Source organism: Mucilaginibacter sp. OK283, assembly GCF_900110415.1.
In the GTDB taxonomy this organism is placed as follows: domain Bacteria; phylum Bacteroidota; class Bacteroidia; order Sphingobacteriales; family Sphingobacteriaceae; genus Mucilaginibacter.
In genome coordinates this window covers 92,108-116,567 of sequence record NZ_FODR01000006.1, presented here as the reverse complement: position 1 = coordinate 116,567, position 24,460 = coordinate 92,108, and the positions used below count along the sequence as shown (strand labels likewise).

The window sequence follows — 24,460 nt, the reverse complement described above, 5'->3', positions numbered from 1 at the left end:
ATCGTTGTCAAAAAGATTGACAATTGTCAATAAATCAAATTGGTCAGTGGTCATTAGTCATTGGTTTGGTTAAGTGTGCCAAACTCATGTGAGGGTAGCGTTAGTGTAACTCGTGGGGTAATCTGGTTTAAGCCTTTGGCTTAAGTTCAGCTGAAAGCTGAAACTATGCGACCCACGAGCTGGAAGCTCGCGGGAGCTTAGGCTTTAGTGGGCCGGTGGGCCTTCAGCCGGCTAAGCGTTTCCTGCGAGATGCCCAGGTAATCGGCCACTATTTTGTTAGGCAATCGCCTGATAATGTCTGGCCGGGTGTCCATCAGCACCTGGTAACGGGTTTTTGAATCCATGGTAATCAGGCTTTCTATCCGTTGGATGGATGCGATATAATCCTGCTCAAGCCCTATGCGGTACATGGTTTCCCAACCGGGAACCACCTTTAGCAGGAGATCCCTGTCGTGGCGGCTTAGCACCAGCAATTCTGATGCCTCCAGGCTTTGAATTGCAGCCAGGGACGGCGTGCCGTTGATAAAACTTGGGAAAGCGGTGCCCATATTGTTTTCAAATATCAAAAACCTGGTAGACTCATTCCCGCTGTCGTCAACCAGGAAAACCCGGAGACAGCCTTTGATCACAAAGTAAATATTTTTAGCTACACTGCCTTTTGGTACCAATATTTCGTTCCGCTTAGCATGTTTCAGCTTAAAGCAACGGTCAATCAATGCCTCGTGCCCGGCAGAAAGATCAATCTTACCAGAAAAGTATTGTTTTAAAACCGGGTGCATGTAGCTAACATAATAAATATTTAAGCGTAATCCCTTATCACCTTAAAACAATATTCCACATTGCTACAACAAACCTTTGTAAATACCACAGTTTTCGTCATCAAAGCAAACAAAAACTACCTCTTTAATACCGTCGTTCTCTGCCAGAAAATCCTGTACTGTTTTTATGGCGATGGTTGCCGCTTTCTTTTTAGGGAAATGGTAAATACCCGTACTGATATTAGGGAAAGCAATGGTTTCCACATGGTTTTCAGCAGCCAGTTTAAGGCTGTTTAAATAGGCGGAAGCCAGTAATCCATCCTCGCCCTTGCCTCCATTATTATAAACCGGTCCAACCGTGTGGATCACGTATTTAGCGGGAAGATTACCACCTGTAGTAATTACCGCCTCGCCGGTTTTGCAGCCGCCCTGTCGGTTACGAATCTGGATGCACTCTTCCAGTATGGCTTTGCCGCCCGCCCTGTGGATGGCGCCGTCAACTCCCCCGCCGCCCAGTAACGATGTGTTGGCAGCATTTACAATGGCATCGGCCTTAATTTTGGTAATATCGCCCTGTACCAGTTTTATTCGTTGGTTACTCATGGTAAAATAGTTTAGTCCTCAGCCGCCTCCTCGCCTTTGCTACCCAATTCAACAATATCACCTTGTTGAAACAGGATGGCCTTTAAAGTGGTGCGCCAAACGGGCTTTTTACGCAGCAAAAATTCCAAATCCATACCAAAATGTTTAAACTCCTCATGTTGGGCATTTTGCATAATGGCTTTGGCGTCGTTATCTGTTTCTACAGCTATCCGTTGCTCGTACCAGTTTATGGCCTCGGCCTCCTCGGTAAGCGAAACAATCATCCTTGCAAATGTGCGGGTTTCGGCCGACAATTCATTTACTGGTTCGTGGTATTGATCAAATGACATAATACTTTTTATTAATTAAAACACCGGAGTCGTTTTTTGTTTGAATGGATGTTTATTTAGGTGGTGTGAAAGGGGAAAGGTTAAAGGCGAAAGGTAGAAAGTGGTGAGTGGTGAAAAACTTTATTATTCGACGATGTATTTTATTTATTATTCAACCAGACAGTCCATTTTGAATTCTGACTTTTGAATTTATTTTGTAACCTCCACATAACCTTGCCCGTACTATTGTTTATAAACCAATTTTATGCAGCCTAAAGCTTTACTCAAACTGGCGTTAAGTTTATTACCTTTTTTAGGGTTTGCCCAGCCGCGTACCGCAACTTACACGGCAAATTTACACGGCCGGCAAATTAAACTTAAACTGGCTATTGGCTTCAGCGGCTCAAGCCAGATACAAATGGGCAGCGTAACCTATTATGCAAACAGCGGTCACGCCGATGCAAGCAACCACCTGATGTTCCAATCAAGATATATCCAAAAAATCGAATATTTTGTACTCGCCAACATCCAGGATTCATATGATAAATTACCGGAGGTTATTACCGGGAAATATTACCGTGGCCGAAATAGTGTTATCATAAAGTTTAAGCTGGATAAATAGCTCAATGCATTGTTTTAACGGGATACCGGGCTATTTGGGCCTTTGCCCCCCCCCGCCTCTCACTCATCGAAAACTATCATCTATTTAACCTGTAATACTTAATTTTGAAACAGGCTTGCATTCAGTAACGTCATGTTAAAAATCGCATCCTTTTGAGGCAACGATGCCTTCTTTATCTTTGTTTAAAACAGCAACTCCATTATCAAAGGTTACTATCCAAATGCTGTCGTAATCGTCATCCGGCCATTTTAAACCACTTTCTTTTACACCAAGCGCTCTTGCTATTGGTGCAATACCTCCGTGTTCCCAGGCAACAAGTACAACACCGTTACGACTTTTAAGATCTGCCGCCATGCCTAACGAATCGTTCTCGGTGCGGCTGCTGTTGATGGTTAAATTATATTTGGCCACAAGCGGTACAATAGTTTGGAACATGCGGGCATGTTTGGTAGCCTCGCCCAAACCAAGTGAAGGCACAAACACAAACGCCGGGATACCAAACTTTGCAGTTATTACAGCCGGTAGTTTTAACGACCGGTTTAAACCCTCGCAGGTAAGGTTATCGCCTTTAAGCGGCTTCTCGGCATGGCGTATGAAAATAATTTTCAAATCATTGGAAATTCCTTTTTGACCAAAGGCATTTAAGCAACAAGCGTTTATAGCAATAGTTGCCATAAATAAAATTTTAAAAAACTTCATTTTTTCAGTTTTAATCAATGATGAAGATGAGCTTGTAATTGGGGATTATTTTCTTTTATAAAAAGAAATAGTAGCTAAAGAACCGGGATAGTCCCTTACTTCGGTGTTGGTATAATACCCGGAGCCATCTGCAGCAAAACATACACCTTCGCCTTGTGGCTCGTTATTGAAGTAAGGGGCATATTGCGGTTTAGTGAGCAGCCCGGCAGTTATGGAAAGGCCCGCGGGCAACTTCCAGTACCATATAGACTCCTTGCTCCTCAGTAAAATTTCGGTACCATCGGCAGATATATCTCCGCCGGTAGCTTTGTTAAACAGCAACTTAACAACGGGAGTTAAAGTTGTTATCGCAATAGTATTTTGGGGGTACCTGGCCACATAAATTTTTGAAAGATTATTCTCTTTACTGGCAATATAAATATCTTTTGTTTTAAGGTCAATCATCAGTGTCTCTGCGTTACGGGAGCCGTCCGGATAACGCAATTCAATTTTATCTACATCATTTATATCCAAAGTAACCGGTAAAGTTTTTCCGGTTAAATCGGGTTCCGGGAAACGGTAGATCATTACCGTTTTATATTTCGCATCGTTATCGCCTATATCGGCAACGTATACGTAACTTTTACCTTCAACCGGCCCTGGCCCTACGGCTATATCTTCCCAATCGCGGTTGCTTTCCTGGGTTAAAGTGAGCGTTCCTTTATCGGCACCTGTTCCGTCGGTAAGGTAAACCTGGTTTGGGTTGCCGCTATCGTTATGAATATACAACAATCCGGGGGTTAACCTGCTTGCGGCAACGCCGGATATCTCTACAAGATCTGTCCGGAAAAGATGATTGGTTACCGGCACCGCGTTAAATAGCCTGGTAGTATCTAACGATGCGGGATCGTATGTTGGAGACGGGAATACAACCGGAGTGACCGGTGGCGTTGTTGCCACCGTATCTTTTACCGGCACAACACTGCTACCTGTTTTTTTACAGGCCGTTGCAATAATTATCAAAAAACAAAACAACCCACATTTAATGTATTTTGTTGTTTTATTTACATTAAATGGGGTTGTCATGCTGTTGATGATTATTGAAGTTAAGAATTAAGAATCAAGAATCAAGATAAGCGCAAAAGCAGCTAAACTTAAAAGTTAGCGACTTTGCGATATGTTATCTCTCTGACGCCGAAGTCTTACTACTTACTACTTGATACTTACTACTATTATTAATGCTGGTTGCCGGTACCATCAGTTTGGTAGCAGCCGATATCTTTACCCGGAGGAGTTATGCCGCTTGAACCAAAGTTAGGGTCAACGGGAACATTAGCAATAGCACTAAAGCCGGTGTAGCCCTTGCCTACTGCAGGGGAGCCAGCCTGAAGGCGGAAGTTAAATGCATCAACAGATGCCTGGTTTACAAAATTCAGGTTTGGAAGCGGATAGTTTACAAACATTGGGTTGTTTTGGCCTACCAATGTTGTACCGTCATATTTAAAACCAAAGGTGTAAGCGGCACCTAAAAATGCTTTCATATTAGGTATATCGGTAGCTTGTGGATGTGTTACAACAGCTTGTGCAATATTTGTTGGTACAAACTGATTAGCAATTGCCACGTTATCGGCATAATAGAAATTATAACCATAAGCGGTTTTAGTGATAGGGCCATCTGCGTGGCTTAAAGTATCGGCTAAATAAACTTTAGCAGTAACGTTGTTACCACCTGCAATACGTACCCCAAAATTGCAATCAACAATTAAGTTATTGTAGGCTAATGCCCTTGAATTATTTTCAACTTCAACAGATCCGGACCGTGCGCCGTACACACCGTGGTTTCGGAAACCACCGTTAACATAAGTATTATTGTACATGGCTATCTGGCATTGGATAGATCCTTTTGCCCCATCATTTGCCGATTTTGTTCCGTTGGTAGCACCACCAATAATCAGGTTATACGCCATGTTGCCCTGCGTACCGCCTTTGGCATTAAAACCATCGCCGCCAAGCCCGCCACATTTCTCCAAAGTATTCCTCATCATATTGACATGGCCACCATAAAAACGGACGGCATCATCAGGCGTACCATAAATCCATGAATCTTCTAAAATAAAATTTCCGTCTGGATTTTGCCAGTATATAGCATACTGATCGCCGGTTGACGGGCCGGTAAACGGAGGTGACTTTAAACCTGCGCCTGCAAAATCAAGGTGTGTCCACTTTATAACTAACAATTTGCAGGTAACATCGGCATAAATACCGCCCCATCCGCCTGCATAGGCAGAATCTGTTGCGGCTGTTGAGTTACCTGTAGTTTTGGTTCTGCGCGGATCAGTTATAGTAACCGGAGCGTCTTTGGTGCCTAAACTAACCAATGTGCCTTTTACAATAAAAGTAGCCGAGTTAGTTACTTTTACAGTAACCCCTTTTTGAATTAAAAGGGTATCTGTTGCATTAATGGTAACATCGCCAGATATGGTGTACGTTTTACCGGCAAGCATTGTGCCTTTGATTGAGCCGGATAGCGGCGCGGTATTGCTAACCGCTTGCCCTACTTGCAACAGCGGAACCGATATAACGGCGTTATCTTTACTTTTACTGCACGCTGCCAGTACCAATGCTGATAGGCAAACCAATGCATTTCTTAAATTTTTCATGATTAAATGGGTTATAGTAATTTATTGTTAAAATTTAAACCGGAAACCAACCAGGAACCTGGCGTAAAACTTGTCGTTTTCTACAGTTGCGTAATTAGGGCTATCCTGTATAGGCAGCTTATTATTACCGCTATAAGCTTTGTTTGATTGTTTTATTATTAATTTATAGGGCGTGTTTAGCAGGTTGTTAACTTTTACATATACAATGTAATGCTCGCTAAACTCCTTCTGGGCAGAAAAATCGAGGTTGATAGTTGGCCTTTCCCAGTTGTCAAGATCTTTATATAATGACAGGGTATTTATTCTTTCGCCCGTGTAAACCGCGGCAAGCTGCGCATCTAATTTGTGCTTACCATCTTTATACAGTAATGAAAAATTACCGACATGTGCCGATTGTCCCTGTAACGGACGCGATTGGTTTACCTCAATATTATGGAAACTGTTATCAGCTGGATCTACGTAAGTAAATTTCTTGGTAGAATTGATAACCGAATGGGTATAAGTATAGTTACCTGATACGCCAACATTGCCGAAGAATTTACGAAAAACAGCCTCCAGGCCATAATTATGGGCTGTTCCAAAATTATATGGGCTTAACGTAAGGTTGGCCGAAAAGTCTGTTTGCACCAGGGCGTATTCAATAGGGTTGGTAATTGTTTTATAAAATGCGCCCACCATAAACTGATCTAAACCGTTCGGAAAAACCTCGTACCTGAAATCGAAATTATCGATAACCGAGTGTTGCAAATGCGGGTTGCCTTGTATCGGGAAATTATCTGTAGCAAAGCCGGTATTATCCTGGTATGGGACCAGGTCTGAATATGCGGGGCGTAAAACCGATTTAAAATAAGATAACCTTAAAGCCTGGTTATTACTTAACGCATACTTAGTGTTCACGCTTGGCAAATAATCGGTATAAGTTATAGATGCCGATTTACCTGCTATAGTTGCCGGTAATGATGAATCATATGATTGTGATGTATGCTCGGCCCGTAACCCAAATAGAACGTCAAAACGGTCATTTATAAAATACTTTGCTTGCACATACCCTGCCTGAATGTTTTCCTGAAAAGTATAAACACCAGGATTACTAAATGCCGTGCCTAAAGCATCGGTATTGGGTATAAATTTAAATTGCGAAGCGGGGATAGAAACGTATTTCTGGTAAGTTGAATCGGCATCCGGAACCGGGCTCAGCTTATATTGATTATCGTAGTTATCCCTGTTTTTGTGCCTTGCCATACCACCAAATCCAATTTGTGTAGTATGATTGTTTATTTTGGTGCTATAATGCAAATTCAAATAACCCGATATATCCCTGTCTGTATTGCGGGTCCATTCACGTGTTTCTTTTTCTACAGAGACAGGCCCGTATGAGAGTGAGGTGGCTGTACCCGAGGCATTAGGGCTAATTTGCTGCGATGTATTGAACGCTGCATAATCTGGCAATTGTTGTTTGGCCTGCGAATAAACTAACGACCAATCTGTAGTGAAAAATGAAGCGAGTTTACTATTACCGTGCAATATCAGGCTGTAAATGCTTTGTAAATTTTGCCTGGTTTGGGTTTGGTTGTTGTTTTGAAAACCGCCTATATAACCGTTATAAGAATAGTTGCCCAAAAGAATATCGTTGGTTAACCGTACCCGGTCTTCGTTTAGTTGCAGGTAAGTACCAAAAAGGCTTACCGTATTATCTGCATTAAATTTATAGTCGATTGTCGAGATCAAGCCAAGCCTATTGGTTAACGAGGAGTATTTACGGGTTTGGTAATCGGGGAAAACCTGTGTCATCGTGGCATTGGGGCCCGCCGCCGGCCCTAATGTTGCATTTTGAACCAATACCGATGTATTGTTGCCCGCATAGGTATTTTGGTAAGTACCTGAAAATATTACACCGAGTTTTTTATTTAAAAATCTATCGCCTATCGTTAGGCTAAAATTGCTGTTGATAGGGGTCTTTTTTGTACCTGTTACCAGGTTATTGTAAGGGAAAGAAGAAACCGGCGCATAAACACCATTTCCCAAAATTTCGGCTGGCGATTGTTTATTTATTGATGATGTGTTGAAACTGTCAAATGGTCGTTTTGAAAATAGCTGACTATAACCTGCGCCAACATTTCCCTCTAACCTGAATTCGTCCGGCGCTGTTTTCATCACCATGTTGATAACACCTCCGGAGGCATCGCCTTCCATATCGGGAGTTAATGATTTTGAAATCTCAATCCGTTCAACCAAATCTGCGGGGAATATATCTAATGGTACATACCGGTTCTTGTTATCCGGGCTCGGAATTTTCACCCCGTTTATCAACGTTGTATTATAACGCTTATCCATCCCCCTGATAATGGCATACTGCCCGTCTCCTGTATTTCCCCGCTCGATAGAAACACCGGAAACACGTGCCAGCACGTTGGCAACAGTAATATCGGGTGATATGGCAATAGAATTGGCCGAAACTATGTTAACCAGGTTATCGGCCCGTTGCTCAGCCCTTTTGGCATACCTGTCCGATTCTTTATTGCCCTTTGCGGATATGGTTACGCCATTTAAGCTGGAAGTATTTGAAACAAGGGCGAAGTTTAGTTTTAAATTTTGATTGTCGGCAAGTGTTATAGTAGTATCAATTGATACATAACCAATGTATGAAACCTTTAATCTGTAAGTACCCGCTTTTAAATTACTCAATGCATATTTTCCATTAAGCATCGAAACTGTTTTAACCGGACCGGGTTGTAGTACCAATGTTGCGCCAACAAGTTGTTCGTTAACATTTTTATCAAAAACAGAGCCCGATATGGTAGAAGCATAAGAACCTGAGACGAAAAACATGAAGATCAATGCTGAATAAATCTGTTTCATTAACACGATATTTTCAGCAAAGAAACCCCATCAAATCTGTAGCAATTTTGAATTTTAAGTCTATTATCTATTAATTAACTCAATGGTTTCCATAAGTTAACAATGACCTAACTTCTTCATTAAAAACACACTTTTACCTAACAATAAGTAAACACACTTCTGAAGTAATTTAACATCAACTGAATATATTTTTCGGGGAAATGATGACAAAATTCCGGGGAATATCAAAATGGCTTATAGCAAAATCCATCAAAATAAATGCAATTGTATATCCATAATCAATTAATTCAACATCTTTGAATAATTATATGGGGCATACTTACATCTGGATAATTTCTTTTTTTGCCGTAACGGGCGTCATTATAAGGCCGTTTAAAATACCTGAGGTAGTTTGGGCCGTAGCAGGGGCTGTTTTGCTGGTTATTTTTAAACTGATATTACCTGACGATGGCTTAACGGGCATTGGCAAAGGCACTGATGTATACCTGTTTTTAACCGGCATGATGCTGCTTGCCGAAACCGCCCGCGAAGAAAAACTGTTTGACTGGCTGGCGGCTCACGCCACGCGGATGGCTCAAGGGTCGGCAAGCAGGCTTTTCCTGCTCATATACCTTGTTGGCGTGGTGGTTACCATATTTTTATCAAACGATGCCACTGCTGTTGTACTTACCCCCGCTGTGGCAGCCGCTGTAAGGGCTGCTAAGGTTGATAAGCCCCTACCCTACCTGTTTATTTGCGCGTTTATAGCCAATGCCGCCTCATTTGTATTGCCCATATCAAACCCGGCCAACCTGGTAATTTATGGAAGCCATATGCCACCGCTATTACATTGGCTGGCGCAATATACTTTGCCTTCTTTTTTTGCTATAACGGTTACTTATATCATGTTGCGCTTAACACAGCGCGAGGCTTTAAAAGCAAAAATTGAAACAGATATCACTATCCCGGTTTTGGCCCAGGGTGGCAAAACAGCCATCATTGGTATAGGTGCTACAGCCATTATTTTACTGATTGCATCAGCACTTGATATTCAATTGGGCCTGCCAACTGCCATAACAGGAATTTTAACATCGGCCATTGTAATTTTCAGGGCTAAAAAAAATCCGTGGATGGTGGTAAAAGGAGTTTCCTGGGCGGTGCTGCCCCTGGTTGCCGGGTTATTTATTATTGTAGAGGCGCTGGGCAAAACCGGTATTATAGAGCGTTTAACAACCCTGCTTCATGAAAATGCCGCACATTCAGTAAATGCGGCCGCCTGGGGTAGCGGCATCATTACCGCCTTTGCCTGTAACCTGATGAACAACCTGCCTGCCGGGTTAATAGCCGGCAACGTTGTACAGGGCAATGTACCCGAAATTATCAAAAGTTCGGTACTTATCGGCATCGACCTTGGGCCAAATCTATCGGTAACGGGCTCATTGGCAACTATCCTGTGGCTGGTTGCGCTACGCCGCGAAGGACTGGATGTAAGCTTTTGGACGTTTTTAAAGCTGGGGGCGTTGGTTATGACGGTTTCGTTGCTGTTTGCATTAGGGGCTTTGTGGATATAGTTACAACGGCTGTAAAATTATTACTGTGAAATATCACTTCACCTCATGTTTTTTTACACTGATAAAAACCAGTTTTGAGGTTGGCGTATTGCTTTTTTCGGCCACACTATCAATCGGGATCAGCACATTGGCTTCGGGGTAATAGGTTGCGGTGTTGCCTTCGGGGATGTTGTACGAAACCACCACAAACAGGCGGGCCACGCGCTCAACCCCGCCAAAGTTATTGTACAGGTCTACGTGCTCCCCTTCTTTGAAACCGGCTTTGGCAATGTCCCTCTCGTTCATGAATATCACCCGGCGCTCGTTGTGGATACCGCGGTAACGGTCGTTCAGTCCGTAAATGGTGGTATTAAACTGGTCATGGCTGCGGATGGTGGCCATCCGGTATTCCCCTGCGGCCATTTGGTGATTGGGCAAACCGGCAATATTAAAACCGATCTTATCACCATACTGCACACTTTTAAACTTACCCGCGCGTGGACCATTGGGCAGGTAAAACCCTCCGGGGAGGCGCACTTTTTGGTTATAGTCCTCAAAACCGGGAATCACTTTGGCAATTACATCGCGCACAGCATCATAGCTATTTGCATAGGTATCCCAGTGGACTACCGAGCGGCTGCCTAACGTGGCTTTGGCCAGGCGGCAAACAATCTGGTTCTCGTTCAGCAGATCTTTGGAAATGGGCTTAAGCATACCTTTTGACGTCTGGACCACACCCATGGAATTTTCGCAGCTAATAAACTGGGCTTCACCCCCAACCATGTCCTTATCACTTCTAGACAGGGTTGGCAATATCAACGCCTCATCGCCATGTACCAAATGGCTGCGGTTAAGCTTGGTTGATACATGTACCGACATTTCCAGCCTGCGCATAGCCTCAGCCGTGTAAGTGGTATCCGGCGTAGCCGACAGAAAGTTACCTCCCATGGCAAAAAAGACTTTAAGCTTCCCCCCGTGCATGGCTTGTATGGTTTCAACCACATCATAACCATGCCTGCGCGGAGGCTCAAAGCCAAAAACCTCTTTAAGCCTATCCAGTTGCCGGGGCTGCGGTTTATCAAATATCATCATGGTGCGGTTCCCCTGTACATTGCTATGCCCGCGTACCGGGCATAAGCCGGCGCCTGGCTTACCTATGGCGCCTTTCAGGATAGCAAGATTAACTATCTCCTTTACGGTATCAACCCCGTTTTTATGCTGTGTAACGCCCATTGCCCAGCAAATAATAATGCGGCTTTTGTTCTTCAGCATGTCGGCCGCCTGCTGAATCTGGACCAGGGGGATGCCAGCCTCATCGGCCAAATGGTTTATATCAAATTGATCGAGGTGATCCAGGAATGCTTCATAACCTTTAGTGCTGTTTTTTATAAATTCCTGATCAAACACCTTACCTGGGTTTTCCAGTTCGGCCTTGTACAACAGCTTTTCTATGGCTTTCAGCAGTGCCATATCGCCATTGATCTTTACCTGCAGGTACAAGTCGGCCAGGTGGGTGGTCATTCCCAGGAAACCTTTTACGGTTTGCGGGTTTTTAAATCCCATCAGCCCGGCCTCATGCAAGGGGTTTACTGCAATTATTTGGGATCCGTTCTTTTTGGCCTTTTCCAATGCGGTAAGCATCCTCGGGTGGTTGGTGCCCGGGTTTTGGCCTATGATGATGATAACATCTGTATCATAAAAATCATTAAGGGTAACTGTGCCCTTGCCTATACCAATCGACTCGGCCAAACCAACACCGGTTGATTCATGGCACATGTTTGAGCAATCGGGCAGGTTATTGGTACCATACTCCCTTACAAATAACTGGTAAGTAAAAGAAGCCTCGTTACTGGTGCGGCCAGAGGTATAAAACGCGGCTTCATTTGGTGAGGCAAGGCTATTGAGTTTACCGGCTATCTTTTTAAAAGCCTCGTCCCAGCTAATGGGTTGATAATGTGTTGCATCTTTTGGCAGGTACATGGGTTGGGCAATCCTCCCTTTTTTACCTATCTCGTAATCATTCAGTTTAGCCAGGTCGGCAACGGCATTTTGCGCGAAGAATTCGGCTGTGAGTTTTTTGGTAGTAGCTTCCTCTGCAAGGGCTTTTGCCCCGTTCTCGCAATACTCGGCAATGGGCGACCGGTCATCATCCGGATCGGGCCAGGCACAGCCGGAGCAGTCAAAGCCATCCTTTTTGTTCATTTTAAACAGGCCTTCCATGCCGCGCACAAAGCCCGACTCCTGCAAAATATCAACCAAAGCAACAGTTACCGCGGGGATGCCGGCTGCCCATACTTTTGGCTTACTGATTTTCAGGTTGAGCAGTTCTTCAGGGTTTTCTGCCGACGGCTGTTCTTTAGCATCTTTACTCATCACTTTTTATCGGCTAAAGGATTGGGGTAGTTGTCGCTCTGATCTTCGGCTACATTATCCAGGCAGGTAAAATCTTTTTCTACCAATAAGTGCAGGCTGCCATGTTTGCCTTCAAAACCAACCTTATCAGTTTCCGCAAGCTCTTTGATCACATCATTCGGTACAAACAGGATAATGGTATTTTCCCTGAATATCGACGACAGGTGATCATCCTCAACCGCTTTAATGGCATAGTATAGCTGCTGGCCACCAAAGTCAACTTCTTCCTGCATATGGCCTTCCTCCGCCAGTTGCGCTACATCGCTTTTGGTAAGCCTGTATCTTAATGAATTGCCTTTAATACGTATTTTCATAATTTGGTATCAATACGCGGTGTGCCGCGGTGTAAATATTAAAACGCTCATCGCGCAGGAAACCTATCAGGGTAATGTTAAATTCTTCGGCTAATTGTACGGCCAGGCTTGACGGAGCGCCTACAGCCGCAATAATATTAATGCCGGCCATAACCGCCTTTTGTACCAGCTCAAAACTTGCCCTGCCGCTTAAAAGCAATATGGTTTGCTGCAGGGGGAGCCAGCCATAACCAAGGGCCGCCCCTATCAATTTGTCAACCGCATTGTGCCTGCCTACGTCCTCCCGCAACAATAATAATTCGCCTTGCGTGGTGAATAAAGCCGATGCATGCAAACCGCCGGTATCAGCAAATACGCGCTGGTTCCTTTGTAAAATAAAGGGTAGCCGGTATAAAATCTCCGCAGCCACGGCATCATGATCTGCCACCAGGCCGGTAAAATTACTCACCGTGCGAATGGCGTCTATAGAGCCTTTGCCGCATACCCCGCAGCTTGATGTGGTATAAAAATTACGCCCGCTATTTTGCAGGAGTGGTACAACACCGGGATTTAAGGTAACCTGGATCACATTCTCCTTATTTTCGGCACAGGCAATAAAGCAATGAGCGGTTGATGTAATATCATCCGCATCTTTTATAATACCTTCTGTAAATAAAAAACCGTTTGCAAGTTCGGCATCGTGCCCCGGCGTACGCATAGTAACCGAAATATTCTGTACCTGCCGCTGCCCTTCTTTTCCGTACTCCAGCCTTATCTCTAAAGGTTCTTCAACAGCAAGCGCATCGGTTGCCCGGATGTTGGTTGCAGCTGTAACTTTAACAACAGGTATTTGATGTGTGGATTTGACGGCCATATGTAAATATACAATTTAGCACACAAGTTGTTTAGTCAGCCGCTTGGCTAAAGGGTGAGTTTTTGAATATCAATTATTTAAAATTCTATGGTATATTATATCTCATTTTGCCCTAATTTTGAGGGATGAAGATCAATGTGCTGGCATTTGGTGTAACAAAGGAGATATTCGGAAGTTCGCTGGTAAGTTTGGAATTAACAAATGACGCTACCATTTACAATTTAAAGTATGTACTTGAGCAGCAATATCCACGCTTAAAGCAATTGGCATCGTATATGGTTGCGGTAAATAACGAATATGCTTTACCCGGCGATACCATCCACGAACGCGACGAAATAGCCATTATTCCGCCGGTAAGCGGGGGATAGTTTTTGGGGACTTGGAGACTTTCGGACAAAGGACTTTTGGACAAAGGAGCAAGGATTTATTTCCTGTTTGCTTGTTCTTTCAATTCATATTCCTTCAGTCTTTTATCATAAAAAAATGAGTATCAGAAGAGCCACTTTAGCCGATCAGTCTGCTATATCAAACTTGCTAAATCAATTGGGCTATCCAGGCACGGAAGCTTTTTTAGCTAAAAACCTGGAACAAATGCTTGGCCAGCCACAATCGGAAGTTTTGGTTTATGAATTGGATGGGCAGGTTGCAGGCTTTATTGCTTTTGATTTTTTAACACAATTGGTAGTTAAAGGCAGTTTTGCAAGGATAAGTTGTTTTGCCGTGGACGAGAATGCCCGCAGCAAAGGAGTTGGAAAATTATTGGAGGAATATTTTACCAATTTGGCTACCGAAAAAAAATGCGACCGGATAGAGGTGCATTGCCATTCGCGCCGGGTTGGTGCGCATCGTTTTTATGAGCGCCAGGGTTACCATGAGTCGCCAAAGTATTTGATGAAATCGTTAATTGATTAAGCAATCCATGAACAATATACAAGTATTACTTTCTGCGGAAAGCCTGAATGCGCAATCCTGTATTGACTGGGTAATGTCGCCGGAATCTGGCGGGATAGATGTATTTATTGGTACAGTACGCAATGCCACCAAAGGCAAAGCGGTTTTAAAACTCGATTTTGAAGCTTATGCACCTATGGCGATAAGCGAAATGGAAAAGATAGCCAACAAAGTTTTTGACAAATGGCCGGTACAGAAAGTATTAATCCACCACCGTACAGGCGAGTTACAAATTGGCGAAATACCGGTGATCATAGCTGTATCTGCCGCCCACCGGGATGCGGCATTTGAGGCCTGCCGCTACATCATAGATACCCTTAAACAAACAGTACCCATCTGGAAAAAGGAGGCTTTTGAAGATGGCGAGGTATGGGTGGCAGCACATCCTTGATTAATTTCGGATTTGGGATTTACTATTTCGGATTTTATAAGTAAACGGACAGTATTTTACCCACAGGAAACATATCATCAGCCTATTCTGTATATAAACTCAACCCACCTTCCAGCGATAACACATCAGCCTCGGGAATTCTTTTCAGGATCAGCTTTACCGCTTCGGCGCTTCTTTTGCCGGTTGAGCAGTACAACACTTTAGTATTGGTACTGGTGAAGTATGGCATATCCTCTTCCAGCTCGTCTAAAGGAATATGCGTACCGCCAATATCATAGGCATCACGCTCCTGAATTGTACGTACGTCAATCAGTTCGATAGTATCATCTTCCTGCATGCGCCTTTTAAGTTCTTCTGCAGATATGGTTGAAAAAGTAATTGTAGCAGCCAAATGCCTGATATGTGTTTTGGTGATCAAGCCAATTTTAATGATGCGGCTCTGCATGCTTTGAGCATCAAAGATCAATACTTTACCGGCAAGCAGTTCGCCGGTTTTGGTGATGTATTTAATTACCTCGTTGGCCTGCATACTGCCAATAATACCTGCCAACGTAGGGATCACACCACCTTCTGTACAATTAGGGATCTGGGTGGCATCCACCTCGGGGAAAAGATCGCGGTAATTAGGCGACCTTTGCCCATCCTTATTAAGTACGTTCCATACAGCTACCTGGCCTTCAAACTGGTAAATGGCACCGTAAACCAAAGGTTTCCCACTTAAAACACAGGCATCATTTAATAAATAACGGGTTTCAAAGTTGTCGGTGCCATCAACTACAATATCGTACCGGTTTACTATATCTAAAACATTGGCCGAAGTTATCTTATCCCTGTGAGGTACCAGTTTTATACCCGGATTTTGTTTTTGCAAACGCTGGCAGGCAAGCGTGGTTTTTTCCTTTCCAATATCCTCAGGCGTATACAAAACCTGGCGGTGCAGGTTACTTACAGATACCACGTCAAAATCGGCGATGCCTATTGTACCAACTCCTGTTGATGTAAGGTACTGTGCTGCGGGGCAACCCAACCCTCCCGCTCCTACTATCAGTACTTTTGCCTGCTGCAATAGCTGCTGTATGGCTTCGCTGAAACCAGGCAGGGCAATTTGGCAGCTATATCTCAGATCATCGGTATCCATTAGCTTGTGGCTGTTTTTTGGTGTATAACCCGTTTTATTTTTTCCAGTTCATCCGGTGTGTTCACATTGGTTAACGCCTCCGGTTCCGGCGGGTTTAATAGTGTAATATCGGTATTGATGAGCACCTTACGCGGGCAAGAATATCCTTGCGCCAAATAGGACAATAACACAGGATAACTTTTCGGCTCCCAAATGGCAATAAGCGGTTCAGGAAAATCTGTTACCGGGCTGTGGTAGGCTGTAGCGACAGAAGAACTGTTACGCCAGGCTACCAAATTACGCAAGGTACCCTCATCCATCAAAGGCAGATCGCAGGCGATAACCAGCCAGGCGCTATCCGGTTTTTCCCGAAATGCCGATAATATCGCCCCAAAAGGGCCAAGCCCCGTAAAGGTGTCTTCCAGCGATGGGTATTGCTTATCTATTTCACCTTGCTGACCGGACCTGCAGGATATAAAAACTTCGTTGCAGAAAGGCTTTAACATATCGGCCATGTGGTAGCGCTGGGCTTTGCCATGCCAGTTTACGTTCCCTTTATCAAAACCCATACGCAGGCTTTGTCCGCCGGCCAACACCAATCCGTTTAGTACAGGCCTTACCTGTTGCAAATTGGTTTCAAAAAAAGCTATGATCCTTTCCCTGTCTGCTAATTTATAAATGGGGATCTGTTGCCAGTTTGGGATAGCCTCTTTTATAAAATCAAAAGGTTCGTCGCTGTAATCGGCTAATAAAAACAGTTGTACGTTGGTTAACTGTTCAACCCGTTTTTGTAGTGATGCCTTTTTATTAATATCGATAATAACAACCTGCGCATTTGCCTGCTGGTGGTTACCATTCACCAGTACCAGGTCGGCATTGGCAAATTGCTGTTTAAGCTGGTAAGGCATCAGCAGGTTTTGAAAATTAAATTGCTGATAATTTACCTGGTCGGTATAATCTACTATAGCACCACTTGCCAATCTGCCTGGTAACTGTGTAATATCATGATTGTGCGCAGTATCGGCATAAGCACATTTATAGCTTGCAGATAAAGCAGCTATTACATCATCGGCCAGTAATTTTATTACCGTACATGGCCCGCCAACAATTGCCCACTCGTTTCTTCCAAAATTCCCGGTGGAAGGCCTTGCCAGTTTGGCGTGTTTTTTATGCCTGCCTTCGGGGTTATGCTCTTTTAAAATCACGTTTACCTCCTGTTTTTGCTATCAGTTTGGTTTCTTTTATCACAATATCATGGCTCATGGCCTTGCACATATCATAAACGGTAAGCGCCGCTACAGACGCGCCTACAAGTGCTTCCATCTCGATACCCGTTTTGGCAGTAATGCTCGCCGTACATTCAATCACAATTTCCTGCTGCTCATTTACTTCAACTGTAACCTGGCAATTATCCATACCCAAAGGGTGACAAAGCGGAATCAGCTCGCCGGTTTTTTTGGCGGCCATGATGCCTGCAATTATCGCTGTTTGGAAAACAGGACCTTTTTTGCTGATCAGATCACCATCTGCCAGGTGCTGCAACACCTCATCGGGCAAAACAACAATGCTACGTGCCGTTGCGGTACGATGAGTTACCTGTTTTGCAGATACATCAACTATTGATGGGTTACCTTGTTTATCTATGTGGGTTAACATTATAATTTTATCTGAACTCGAATTAAACGAATTTTTAGAATTTAAGAATTGCTTTGCAAACGGTAATTTATAATTGCGGAAATAATTCAGTAAATTCTATAAATTCCTGAAATTCCGGTTCAGACAAACTTCCATATCCTAAACACCTCCCCCTGCTTAAAATCAACCCTTTCCATGGGTAATTCTAAAAAAGCTTCGGTATCTGCTAAGTTAGCAAAATCGCCCGAACCATTTCCTTCTACAGGCGATGCTATTAATTGTCCTTGTAAATTACTGTTCAGTTTCACCTGCAAATAGTATTGTAAAGGGGGCTGAAACTTAAAATCTTTAGCTAAAACAGCATAAACCGGCGATTGTTCGGCCAAACCGAGGGTTGCATTTAACCAGGTTAAAAAATACCGGTGCAGGCACATAAATGTGGCTACAGGGTTGCCGGGAAAGGCAAAAACCAGGGCTTTATCCTGGTACCTGCCAAACCAAAACGGCTTACCGGGGCGCTGTGCTACTTTATGAAAAATTTTCTCTGCCCGCAAATCTTCCAATGCCTGGGGGATATAATCAAACTTGCCCATAGAAATACCTCCGCTTAGCAGCAGCACATCGTAATTTAGCAGGCATTGTTGAATTTGGGCCTTTGTAATTTCAGGATCATCCGGAATATGCAGGATATCCGGCTGCAGGCCATATTGCTGCAAAACCGCTTTAACCGTGTAGCTATTTGATTTACGAATCTGGTAGGGCGAAGGTGTTTCATGCACATCTACCAGTTCATCGCCCGATGATATAATGATCACTTTGGGCATTTTTTTCACCAGCAAATGAGTTTTACCAACCGATGCAGCCAGGCTAATGATAGCCGGTGTAACCAATTGACCCGAAGCTGCCAATACCTCATGCTGTTTTTTGTCGGCGCCCTGGATATGGATATTTTGCCCTTGCTTAATCCCATCCACTTTAATACTGGCTAACCCCGCCCTCATCTCCAGGTCCTCGTAACGGATAACCGTATTGACCGACGATGGCAAAACCGCCCCGGTCATAATCTCGATACACTCGTTGCGATCGGTAATTTCAACAGGCACATCGCCCGCAGCCTGGGTGGCCTTTATATGGAACGTGCAGATGCCGTTTTCAACAGCCTGGTAATTAATGGCTATGCCATCCATAGTTACCCGGTTAAAGGGTGGCAGGTCGCGGTCAGCCTTTATTGGTTCGGCCAAAACTTTACCTAAAGCCTGTTCAAAGGGTACGGTTTCATCACCATAATCTTTTACCTGGGCAAGTATTAGTTTTTCAGCTTGTTCAACAGTTGTCATAGTTTTAGCTAAAAGCTAAAGGCAGAAAGCCTAAAGCGTTTTCGTTGATCTTATACTTCAAATGAAACACATGTCCACGCGTCATTGCGAGGTACGAAGCAATCTCAAACTATGCAGATCGGATTTGCAAAGCCACTCTGTAAGGTGTGGATTGCTTCGTACCTCGCAATGACGGTCTGTTTTTTTATTTTTAGCTTACAGCCTTAAGCTCATCACCCCCCGATAGATGCCATTGATTCGTGAAGCCCGGGGTGTACCACGCGCGATTTTTCGGCCTCCCAGCCATCTGCAGCGCGGTTGCCAAAAGCATCCAGCAAAACCGACCGTAATTCATCATCGCTGGCACCGTTGCGTATCAAATCCTTAATATTAAGCCCGCCATCGTCATATAAACAGGTTTTCAATTCGCCCTGCGGGGTAATCCTGATCCGGTTACAGGTACCACAAAACGTGCGCGAATAGGCTGCTATGATACCAATTGTACCTTTATGCCCCGGTATCTGGTAATTATATGATGTGGAGTAAGCCGCATCGGTTAGTTTCTGGATCTGTGGATATTTATTTTTAATCTCATCCAGGATGCGTACATAATCCCATTGCAAACCGGTATAAATATGCCCGTCGCCATTAAAAGGCATTTCCTCGATAAACCTTACACTTACGGGCAAGTCTTTGGTCATTTCAACCAATGGAATAATATCCTGCGTGTTTTTGCCGTCCATTACCACGGCATTTATTTTCACCTCGATATCATGGTGCAGCAAAGCCTCCAAAGCGGCCATAACATTAGCAAATTCATCGCGGCGGGTAATGGTAAAAAAACGATTAGCATCCAGCGTATCTAAACTAAGGTTTACAGATCGTATACCTATCTTTTTAAGTTCGGGCACATAAGGTGCAGTTAAAACCCCATTTGTGGTAATACTCAAATCCTGTAATCCATCCAGTTGCGAAATAGAGGTAAGCAGGGTCATAATATCCTTGCGTACAAATGGCTCGCCGCCTGTAATGCGGATTTTTTGGATGCCCATTTTTACCAGCAGGGAACAGGTGTGCAGCATTTCCTCGTAGCTCATCAGTTCCTTACGGGATAGCCAGTTGAGGCCATCCTCTGGCATACAATAAAAACAGCGCAGATTGCACCTGTCGGTCACCGCAAAGCGAAGGTAATTGATGTTTCGGCCGTGATTATCTATTAACAATTTATAAAATTTACAGTGTATACAATTTAATCAACAAATCTGTGGTTTTTAAGTTTAATGATCGTTAATGTAAAAATAAAAATTACAAATTTGAACATTGTGGTTTAAATGTACTTTTTTGTCTGTTATATAAACGATATTCAACAATCCCAATTCGTCAATTACTAAATTAACTTATACATACTTTACTAATATTGCCAATGAAAATTACAACATGTATAATCTTACTTATTAGCAGCTTAGCGTTTTCTTATAATAAAGATTTACATAAGGATAAAAAAAACTTTATAAAAAAAACAGACAAAAACGTTTCAGATGAGCCCGAGACCATTTCTATCATAAATTTAATTGCCTCACCAGAAAAATATGACAGAAAAAAAGTGAGGGTAATAGGATATTTAACGCTTTATTTTGAATCCTCTGTTTTGTATCTGCACAAAGTTGATTTTGATAATATGATAACCAAGAATGGCATTTGGGTTGACGTCCCACGCGCCGGATTAGATAGCTTGAAAAGCTACAATAAACATTACGTAATCATGGACGGAACCTTTGATAGTCAAAGGAAAGGGCACATGGACATGAATAGTGGCAATATTAAAAACATAACCAGGTTAGATTTGTGGCCCCCGAAGTAACAGAATAATTGTAAGAAAAAATAAACGTACTACCCATTGAAAGAACTTAAAGATATAATAACGGCATTTGACGCCGCACATAATGCCGGCAGGCAAACCGCGCTGGCTACGGTTGTACACGTAGAGGGTTCATCCTATCGCCGCGCCGGCGCCCGCATGCTCATTACCGAAGACGGGCAACTTACCGGCGCCATTAGCGGCGGCTGCCTGGAGGGCGACGCCCTGCGCAAGGCCCGCCTGGTGATGGCCCAAAACAAACCCATGCTGGTTACTTATGATACTACCGACGATGATGATGCCAAGTTTGGCGTTGGCCTGGGCTGCAATGGTATTATACACATTATGATTGAACCTATTTTTGCTGATAGGCAGGATAACCCCATAAAGCTATTTAAACAATTTTTGAACAAACGCGAACCTGTGGTGCTCATCACGCTGTTTACCATGAACGATAAGCAGGCACCGCAGCCCGGCACTTGTTTGTTACTAAATAAGGATGAAGAAATAACCGGCCAATTCCCCGATGACGCTATTAAGGATGCCCTGTTGCAAGATGCCAAACACGTTTTGGCCAATGGCAATTCGGTAACCAAAACTTATTTATATGGCGATAAATTTACCTGCTTTATTGAGCTGATGCAACCCGCCGTATCGCTGGTAATATTTGGTGCCGGCAATGATACCATACCGCTGGTACAGATAGCCGCTGCGCTGGGTTGGATAATTCACCTGGTAGATGGACGCGCCAACTACGCTGTTCCGGAGCGGTTCCCGCTGGCCGGCAAAATCACCATATCCAAACCGGAATACGCTTTACAACATGTAAAAATAGATGAGCGTACTGTAATTATTTTGATGACACACAACTATAATTACGATGCCTGCGTATTAAAGCAGCTACTGCCACTCAGCCCCTCCTACATCGGGGTGCTGGGACCAAAAAAACGGTTACAAAGAATGCTGGATGAGTTTGCTGGTGAAGGTATAACGGCTACCCCGCAACAATTGGAAAGCGTATTTGGGCCGGCGGGTTTGGATATAGGATCTGAAAATGCCGATGAAATTGCCCTCTCCATCATTGCCGAAATGCAGGCGGTGCTAAAGGGTAGGTCAGGAACATCATTACGTTATAAAACAAGTATCCATAACCATGTACCGCAGCAAATTGTACATCAATCTATGCCTTAAAAAAACTGAAGAAAACGAATGACGGGGATAATTATACTTGCTGCCGGCTCTTCAAGCCGCTTCGGATCGCCAAAACAGAACCTGGTTTACCAGGGCAAAACATTATTGCAACGCGCTATACAAACCGCTTTAACTTCGGCCTGCTGCGATTGCGCTGTAGTAGTATTGGGAGCCAACGAAGGCGAAATACGCCCCAACATATCCGATCAGCAAGTTAATATTGTTTATAACCCCGACTGGCAGGAAGGCATGGCTTCATCAATCCGCCTGGGAATAGCCCAGCTAATGTACTTAGAGCCACTGATTACGTCGGCAATCCTGATGCTTTGCGATCAGCCCTTTGTTGACCCGCTGCTACTTTATCAATTAACCGAACGCAAAACCGAGAATGATACAGGGATAATAGCCTGCGAATATAAAAACACACTGGGTGTGCCCGCTTTGTTTGATAAAAAGTATTTCGTCAAATTAATGAAGCTAACAGGCAGTGAAGGGGCAAAAACCATCATCAATGCCTACCCGGACGATGTTATGTCGGTACCGTTTGGCCTGGGTGCCATTGATATTGATACAATCGATGATTTTGAACGATTGAACCGGGAATGAGATGGTGAGTGGTGAGCGGTTAATTGTGAGTTTTTTTTAACGTTCACTCACCACTCCCTACTCACTACTAAAAACTACGCAGTAGCTACCAACCTGCTCACGCTGCGGTAAACATATTCGTTGTAAATATGCCTGCGGGCAAATCTTCCCGGCGAATCAGCATTAATCAGTTTTACATAAACCGCTTTAGGTACATCAAAGTACTCATATTCGTTACCATCCAAAAAGGCAATTTTTAATACCTGCGATTTGTATTCAAAGTCGGCAATGTTTGATAGCGTGGTAGTGGCGGTATATTCGGTTAATGATTGCGCACGGGTTTCGGGCGCTATACTTACCAAAAAGTGGTAAGCTTCAATAATGGTCTTGCTTTTTTCTTCCGCTTCAACCCTGCTTTCGTCCTGGAACTTATCCGGGTGCCAGGTTTTCATCATATTGCGGTAGTTTGATTTTAATTCCTGTAGTTCTGCAGCTTCGGTAACATTTAAAAGCTTCCTGTAGTCGACAATTTTTTTCATTCTATTATTTTTATTTTATCGTCGTTGAAGCTAAAAGCATGATAATTAAACGCTTTGTTTTCAAGAAAATAATGGCGCGAAGGTACACTTTTTACAGCACAATTTATAGTCCCGGCCGCGAAATGATTTAAGTTTGATTTGGGCTTAACAATTAAATCACATACGCCCTGCCCGCCAGGTTTGAAGAAAAGCTATGGAGCGCAGGTTTTCTGTTGGCAAAACTGGTCACCTGCGCGCCATAGCATCGATGTAAACTTTTGCACACAGGCCACAAAGGCATACAATTGCCAGACCATTGAGGGGAAAATTGTGCAGATAACTGGTCAATAATCGCCGAAACTTTACGCTGTAACATATTTTGACCTTATTCTGCAACTAACACCCCTATTCATCGATACATATTGCCATTTCGTCGGCACATTGCCCTACAAGGCACCAGTTTTGAACGTTGGTTTATACACTAAATAATACATTATGAAAAAGTTACTTTTATTTGCCGCTGCACTCAGCCTTTCGTTGTTCTCTTGTAAAAAGGACAGCAACAACAGTGCAGGCGGCACATCGCACGTAACAGTGAAGATGACCGATGCCCCTGGCGCTTTTGATGCCGTTATCCTGAATGTTAAAAGCGTAGTTGTAGTTACCGATAAAGGGGAAAATACACTTGATGTAAACGGCGGCCCGATAGACATCCTAAGGTTTAGGGCGGGTAAAGATACCGTGCTGGCTGCACAGGACATCCCGGCCGGCACTATCCAGCAAATAAGGCTGGTTTTAAACGACTCCGGCAACCGGGTAGTTGTAGCCGGCGTATCTCACGACCTGACCACGCCCAGCGGACAAACATCAGGCGTAAAGCTCAACGTACACGACAATTTAACTGCAGGCGTGGCCTACACCCTCCGTTTAGATTTTGACGCGGCACAGTCGATCGTATTAACCGGAAACGGCAAATACATACTAAAACCAGTGATAAGGGCAATACCACAAGCCGTTTCGGGAGCATTAAGCGGTGTAGTATCGCCTGCCGCGTCGTCCCCTAAAGTGTTTGCAATAACCGGCGCCGATACCGTTGGTACTGTGGCCGATGCTACGGGCAAATTCTACTTTTCGGGCCTGGCAGCAGGCACTTACAACGTACAGTTTGTACCGGTAAGCCCATATGTTACAAAAACCGTTACCGGGGTAACCGTGGTAAACGGTTCGGTGAAGGATATGGGTACAGTAACTATTACCCAGTAAGCGTAATTACTGTTCAACAAAAAAGCGGCTGTTCCTGTT

General features: G+C 43.8%; 25 protein-coding genes. 9 read left to right on the top strand and 16 right to left on the bottom strand.

Features of this window, described 5'->3' with window-relative positions; all coding sequences use genetic code 11:
- Positions 1-197: 197 nt before the first annotated feature.
- The 3 genes from BMX56_RS15550 to BMX56_RS15540 all read right to left on the bottom strand — a co-directional run bounded on the left by BMX56_RS15550 (position 198) and on the right by BMX56_RS15540 (position 1,690).
- Positions 198-779: a Crp/Fnr family transcriptional regulator gene (locus BMX56_RS15550; protein WP_090649825.1), complete on the bottom strand. Its 582-nt coding sequence runs from the start codon at positions 777-779 to the stop codon at positions 198-200.
- 63 nt (positions 780-842) lie between these two features.
- Positions 843-1,361: an O-acetyl-ADP-ribose deacetylase gene (locus BMX56_RS15545; protein ID WP_090649823.1), complete on the bottom strand. Its 519-nt coding sequence runs from the start codon at positions 1,359-1,361 to the stop codon at positions 843-845.
- An 11-nt stretch (positions 1,362-1,372) separates the two neighbouring features.
- Positions 1,373-1,690, bottom strand: a complete 318-nt coding sequence (locus tag BMX56_RS15540; RefSeq protein WP_090649817.1) for a ferritin family protein — start codon at positions 1,688-1,690, stop codon at positions 1,373-1,375.
- Between the two features lie 244 nt (positions 1,691-1,934).
- Here BMX56_RS15540 and BMX56_RS15535 point away from each other — a divergent pair, with 244 nt between their 5' ends.
- Positions 1,935-2,291 (top strand): hypothetical protein, encoded by a 357-nt coding sequence (locus tag BMX56_RS15535; protein ID WP_090649814.1) that lies wholly within the window; start codon positions 1,935-1,937, stop codon positions 2,289-2,291.
- Between the two features lie 135 nt (positions 2,292-2,426).
- On the opposite strand, the gene BMX56_RS15530 is transcribed toward BMX56_RS15535, so the two are convergent.
- The 4 genes from BMX56_RS15530 to BMX56_RS15510 all read right to left on the bottom strand — a co-directional run bounded on the left by BMX56_RS15530 (position 2,427) and on the right by BMX56_RS15510 (position 8,488).
- Positions 2,427-2,990 carry a histidine phosphatase family protein gene (locus tag BMX56_RS15530; RefSeq protein ID WP_090649812.1) on the bottom strand — a complete coding sequence of 188 codons (564 nt, stop codon included), beginning with the start codon at positions 2,988-2,990 and terminating at the stop codon, positions 2,427-2,429.
- Between the two features lie 45 nt (positions 2,991-3,035).
- Entirely contained in the window at positions 3,036-4,055 is a 1,020-nt protein-coding gene (locus BMX56_RS15525) for a hypothetical protein (RefSeq protein ID WP_143065456.1), read from the bottom strand.
- A gap of 149 nt (positions 4,056-4,204) precedes the next feature.
- Complete coding sequence (locus tag BMX56_RS15515) at positions 4,205-5,629, bottom strand: hypothetical protein (protein ID WP_090649803.1); 1,425 nt, start codon at positions 5,627-5,629, stop codon at positions 4,205-4,207.
- 27 nt (positions 5,630-5,656) lie between these two features.
- The gene (locus BMX56_RS15510; RefSeq protein ID WP_090649801.1) at positions 5,657-8,488 is read right to left on the bottom strand and encodes a TonB-dependent receptor; all 2,832 of its coding nucleotides are present in this window, start codon (positions 8,486-8,488) and stop codon (positions 5,657-5,659) included.
- A gap of 296 nt (positions 8,489-8,784) precedes the next feature.
- Between BMX56_RS15510 and BMX56_RS15505 the strand changes: the two genes are divergently transcribed.
- A complete protein-coding gene (locus BMX56_RS15505) occupies positions 8,785-10,038 on the top strand; it encodes an arsenic transporter (protein ID WP_255369855.1) in 1,254 nt (417 codons plus the stop codon).
- Positions 10,039-10,071: 33 nt separating this feature from the next.
- Here the strand turns inward: BMX56_RS15505 and BMX56_RS15500 are convergent, their stop codons facing one another.
- From BMX56_RS15500 to fdhD, 3 genes are read right to left on the bottom strand one after another with little or no spacing between them, the layout of a single operon-like run.
- Complete coding sequence (locus BMX56_RS15500) at positions 10,072-12,390, bottom strand: FdhF/YdeP family oxidoreductase (RefSeq protein ID WP_090649795.1); 2,319 nt, start codon at positions 12,388-12,390, stop codon at positions 10,072-10,074.
- On the bottom strand, positions 12,390-12,743 hold the full coding sequence (locus BMX56_RS15495) for a DUF7009 family protein (RefSeq protein ID WP_090649792.1): 354 nt from the start codon (positions 12,741-12,743) through the stop codon (positions 12,390-12,392). The genes BMX56_RS15500 and BMX56_RS15495 overlap by 1 nt, the downstream gene beginning before the upstream one ends.
- Positions 12,727-13,596 carry a formate dehydrogenase accessory sulfurtransferase FdhD gene (gene fdhD / locus BMX56_RS15490; RefSeq protein ID WP_090649790.1) on the bottom strand — a complete coding sequence of 290 codons (870 nt, stop codon included), beginning with the start codon at positions 13,594-13,596 and terminating at the stop codon, positions 12,727-12,729. The genes BMX56_RS15495 and fdhD overlap by 17 nt, the downstream gene beginning before the upstream one ends.
- Positions 13,597-13,721: 125 nt before the next feature.
- On the opposite strand from fdhD, the gene BMX56_RS15485 reads away from it, so the two are divergent.
- The 3 genes from BMX56_RS15485 (at position 13,722) to BMX56_RS15475 (ending at position 14,938) form a co-directional block, all read left to right on the top strand.
- Positions 13,722-13,964: a MoaD/ThiS family protein gene (locus tag BMX56_RS15485; RefSeq protein ID WP_090649787.1), complete on the top strand. Its 243-nt coding sequence runs from the start codon at positions 13,722-13,724 to the stop codon at positions 13,962-13,964.
- Between the two features lie 115 nt (positions 13,965-14,079).
- Positions 14,080-14,508 (top strand): GNAT family N-acetyltransferase, encoded by a 429-nt coding sequence (locus BMX56_RS15480; protein ID WP_090649785.1) that lies wholly within the window; start codon positions 14,080-14,082, stop codon positions 14,506-14,508.
- Between the two features lie 7 nt (positions 14,509-14,515).
- Positions 14,516-14,938, top strand: a complete 423-nt coding sequence (locus tag BMX56_RS15475) for a molybdenum cofactor biosynthesis protein MoaE (RefSeq protein ID WP_090649782.1) — start codon at positions 14,516-14,518, stop codon at positions 14,936-14,938.
- Positions 14,939-15,020: 82 nt separating this feature from the next.
- On the opposite strand, the gene BMX56_RS15470 is transcribed toward BMX56_RS15475, so the two are convergent.
- From BMX56_RS15470 to moaA, 5 genes are all read right to left on the bottom strand, one after another.
- On the bottom strand, positions 15,021-16,076 hold the full coding sequence (locus tag BMX56_RS15470) for a HesA/MoeB/ThiF family protein (RefSeq protein WP_090649779.1): 1,056 nt from the start codon (positions 16,074-16,076) through the stop codon (positions 15,021-15,023).
- Positions 16,076-17,260 (bottom strand): NTP transferase domain-containing protein, encoded by a 1,185-nt coding sequence (locus tag BMX56_RS15465; protein WP_218152430.1) that lies wholly within the window; start codon positions 17,258-17,260, stop codon positions 16,076-16,078. The genes BMX56_RS15470 and BMX56_RS15465 overlap by 1 nt, the downstream gene beginning before the upstream one ends.
- Positions 17,241-17,711 carry a cyclic pyranopterin monophosphate synthase MoaC gene (moaC, locus tag BMX56_RS15460; RefSeq protein WP_369829642.1) on the bottom strand — a complete coding sequence of 157 codons (471 nt, stop codon included), beginning with the start codon at positions 17,709-17,711 and terminating at the stop codon, positions 17,241-17,243. Before moaC ends, BMX56_RS15465 begins: the two co-directional genes overlap by 20 nt.
- 119 nt (positions 17,712-17,830) lie before the next feature.
- On the bottom strand, positions 17,831-19,027 hold the full coding sequence (locus BMX56_RS15455; RefSeq protein ID WP_090649774.1) for a molybdopterin molybdotransferase MoeA: 1,197 nt from the start codon (positions 19,025-19,027) through the stop codon (positions 17,831-17,833).
- Positions 19,028-19,239: 212 nt separating this feature from the next.
- Positions 19,240-20,229: a GTP 3',8-cyclase MoaA gene (gene moaA / locus BMX56_RS15450; protein ID WP_090649772.1), complete on the bottom strand. Its 990-nt coding sequence runs from the start codon at positions 20,227-20,229 to the stop codon at positions 19,240-19,242.
- A gap of 200 nt (positions 20,230-20,429) precedes the next feature.
- Here moaA and BMX56_RS15445 point away from each other — a divergent pair, with 200 nt between their 5' ends.
- The 3 genes from BMX56_RS15445 to BMX56_RS15435 are packed head-to-tail and all read left to right on the top strand — an operon-like array spanning position 20,430 to position 22,661.
- Entirely contained in the window at positions 20,430-20,867 is a 438-nt protein-coding gene (locus BMX56_RS15445) for a hypothetical protein (protein ID WP_090649770.1), read from the top strand.
- 36 nt (positions 20,868-20,903) lie between these two features.
- Positions 20,904-22,055 carry an XdhC family protein gene (locus BMX56_RS15440; RefSeq protein WP_090649766.1) on the top strand — a complete coding sequence of 384 codons (1,152 nt, stop codon included), beginning with the start codon at positions 20,904-20,906 and terminating at the stop codon, positions 22,053-22,055.
- An 18-nt stretch (positions 22,056-22,073) separates the two neighbouring features.
- Positions 22,074-22,661 carry a nucleotidyltransferase family protein gene (locus BMX56_RS15435; protein ID WP_090649764.1) on the top strand — a complete coding sequence of 196 codons (588 nt, stop codon included), beginning with the start codon at positions 22,074-22,076 and terminating at the stop codon, positions 22,659-22,661.
- Positions 22,662-22,735: 74 nt separating this feature from the next.
- Here the strand turns inward: BMX56_RS15435 and BMX56_RS15430 are convergent, their stop codons facing one another.
- The gene (locus BMX56_RS15430) at positions 22,736-23,179 is read right to left on the bottom strand and encodes a KTSC domain-containing protein (protein WP_090649762.1); all 444 of its coding nucleotides are present in this window, start codon (positions 23,177-23,179) and stop codon (positions 22,736-22,738) included.
- Positions 23,180-23,653: 474 nt separating this feature from the next.
- Between BMX56_RS15430 and BMX56_RS15425 the strand changes: the two genes are divergently transcribed.
- Positions 23,654-24,421, top strand: coding sequence for a DUF4382 domain-containing protein (locus BMX56_RS15425; RefSeq protein WP_090649760.1), 768 nt, complete (start codon positions 23,654-23,656; stop codon positions 24,419-24,421).
- The last annotated feature ends 39 nt before the right edge of the window (positions 24,422-24,460 follow it).

Excerpts from the sequence above, each read along its gene's own strand:
- BMX56_RS15535 (WP_090649814.1), top strand. The coding sequence starts at position 1,935 with ATGCAGCCTAAAGCTTTACTCAAACTGGCGTTAAGTTTATTACCTTTT.
- BMX56_RS15540 (WP_090649817.1), bottom strand. The coding sequence starts at position 1,690 with ATGTCATTTGATCAATACCACGAACCAGTAAATGAATTGTCGGCCGAA.
- BMX56_RS15495 (WP_090649792.1), bottom strand. The coding sequence starts at position 12,743 with ATGAAAATACGTATTAAAGGCAATTCATTAAGATACAGGCTTACCAAA.
- fdhD (WP_090649790.1), bottom strand. The coding sequence starts at position 13,596 with ATGGCCGTCAAATCCACACATCAAATACCTGTTGTTAAAGTTACAGCT.
- BMX56_RS15485 (WP_090649787.1), top strand. The coding sequence starts at position 13,722 with ATGAAGATCAATGTGCTGGCATTTGGTGTAACAAAGGAGATATTCGGA.
- BMX56_RS15430 (WP_090649762.1), bottom strand. The coding sequence starts at position 23,179 with ATGAAAAAAATTGTCGACTACAGGAAGCTTTTAAATGTTACCGAAGCT.
- BMX56_RS15425 (WP_090649760.1), top strand. The coding sequence starts at position 23,654 with ATGAAAAAGTTACTTTTATTTGCCGCTGCACTCAGCCTTTCGTTGTTC.
- BMX56_RS15475 (WP_090649782.1), top strand. The coding sequence starts at position 14,516 with ATGAACAATATACAAGTATTACTTTCTGCGGAAAGCCTGAATGCGCAA.
- BMX56_RS15525 (WP_143065456.1), bottom strand. The coding sequence starts at position 4,055 with ATGACAACCCCATTTAATGTAAATAAAACAACAAAATACATTAAATGT.
- BMX56_RS15470 (WP_090649779.1), bottom strand. The coding sequence starts at position 16,076 with ATGGATACCGATGATCTGAGATATAGCTGCCAAATTGCCCTGCCTGGT.
- BMX56_RS15445 (WP_090649770.1), top strand. The coding sequence starts at position 20,430 with ATGAAAATTACAACATGTATAATCTTACTTATTAGCAGCTTAGCGTTT.
- BMX56_RS15530 (WP_090649812.1), bottom strand. The coding sequence starts at position 2,990 with ATGAAGTTTTTTAAAATTTTATTTATGGCAACTATTGCTATAAACGCT.
- moaC (WP_369829642.1), bottom strand. The coding sequence starts at position 17,711 with ATGTTAACCCACATAGATAAACAAGGTAACCCATCAATAGTTGATGTA.
- BMX56_RS15455 (WP_090649774.1), bottom strand. The coding sequence starts at position 19,027 with ATGACAACTGTTGAACAAGCTGAAAAACTAATACTTGCCCAGGTAAAA.
- BMX56_RS15435 (WP_090649764.1), top strand. The coding sequence starts at position 22,074 with ATGACGGGGATAATTATACTTGCTGCCGGCTCTTCAAGCCGCTTCGGA.
- BMX56_RS15500 (WP_090649795.1), bottom strand. The coding sequence starts at position 12,390 with ATGAGTAAAGATGCTAAAGAACAGCCGTCGGCAGAAAACCCTGAAGAA.
- BMX56_RS15545 (WP_090649823.1), bottom strand. The coding sequence starts at position 1,361 with ATGAGTAACCAACGAATAAAACTGGTACAGGGCGATATTACCAAAATT.
- BMX56_RS15550 (WP_090649825.1), bottom strand. The coding sequence starts at position 779 with ATGCACCCGGTTTTAAAACAATACTTTTCTGGTAAGATTGATCTTTCT.
- BMX56_RS15480 (WP_090649785.1), top strand. The coding sequence starts at position 14,080 with ATGAGTATCAGAAGAGCCACTTTAGCCGATCAGTCTGCTATATCAAAC.
- BMX56_RS15515 (WP_090649803.1), bottom strand. The coding sequence starts at position 5,629 with ATGAAAAATTTAAGAAATGCATTGGTTTGCCTATCAGCATTGGTACTG.
- BMX56_RS15510 (WP_090649801.1), bottom strand. The coding sequence starts at position 8,488 with ATGAAACAGATTTATTCAGCATTGATCTTCATGTTTTTCGTCTCAGGT.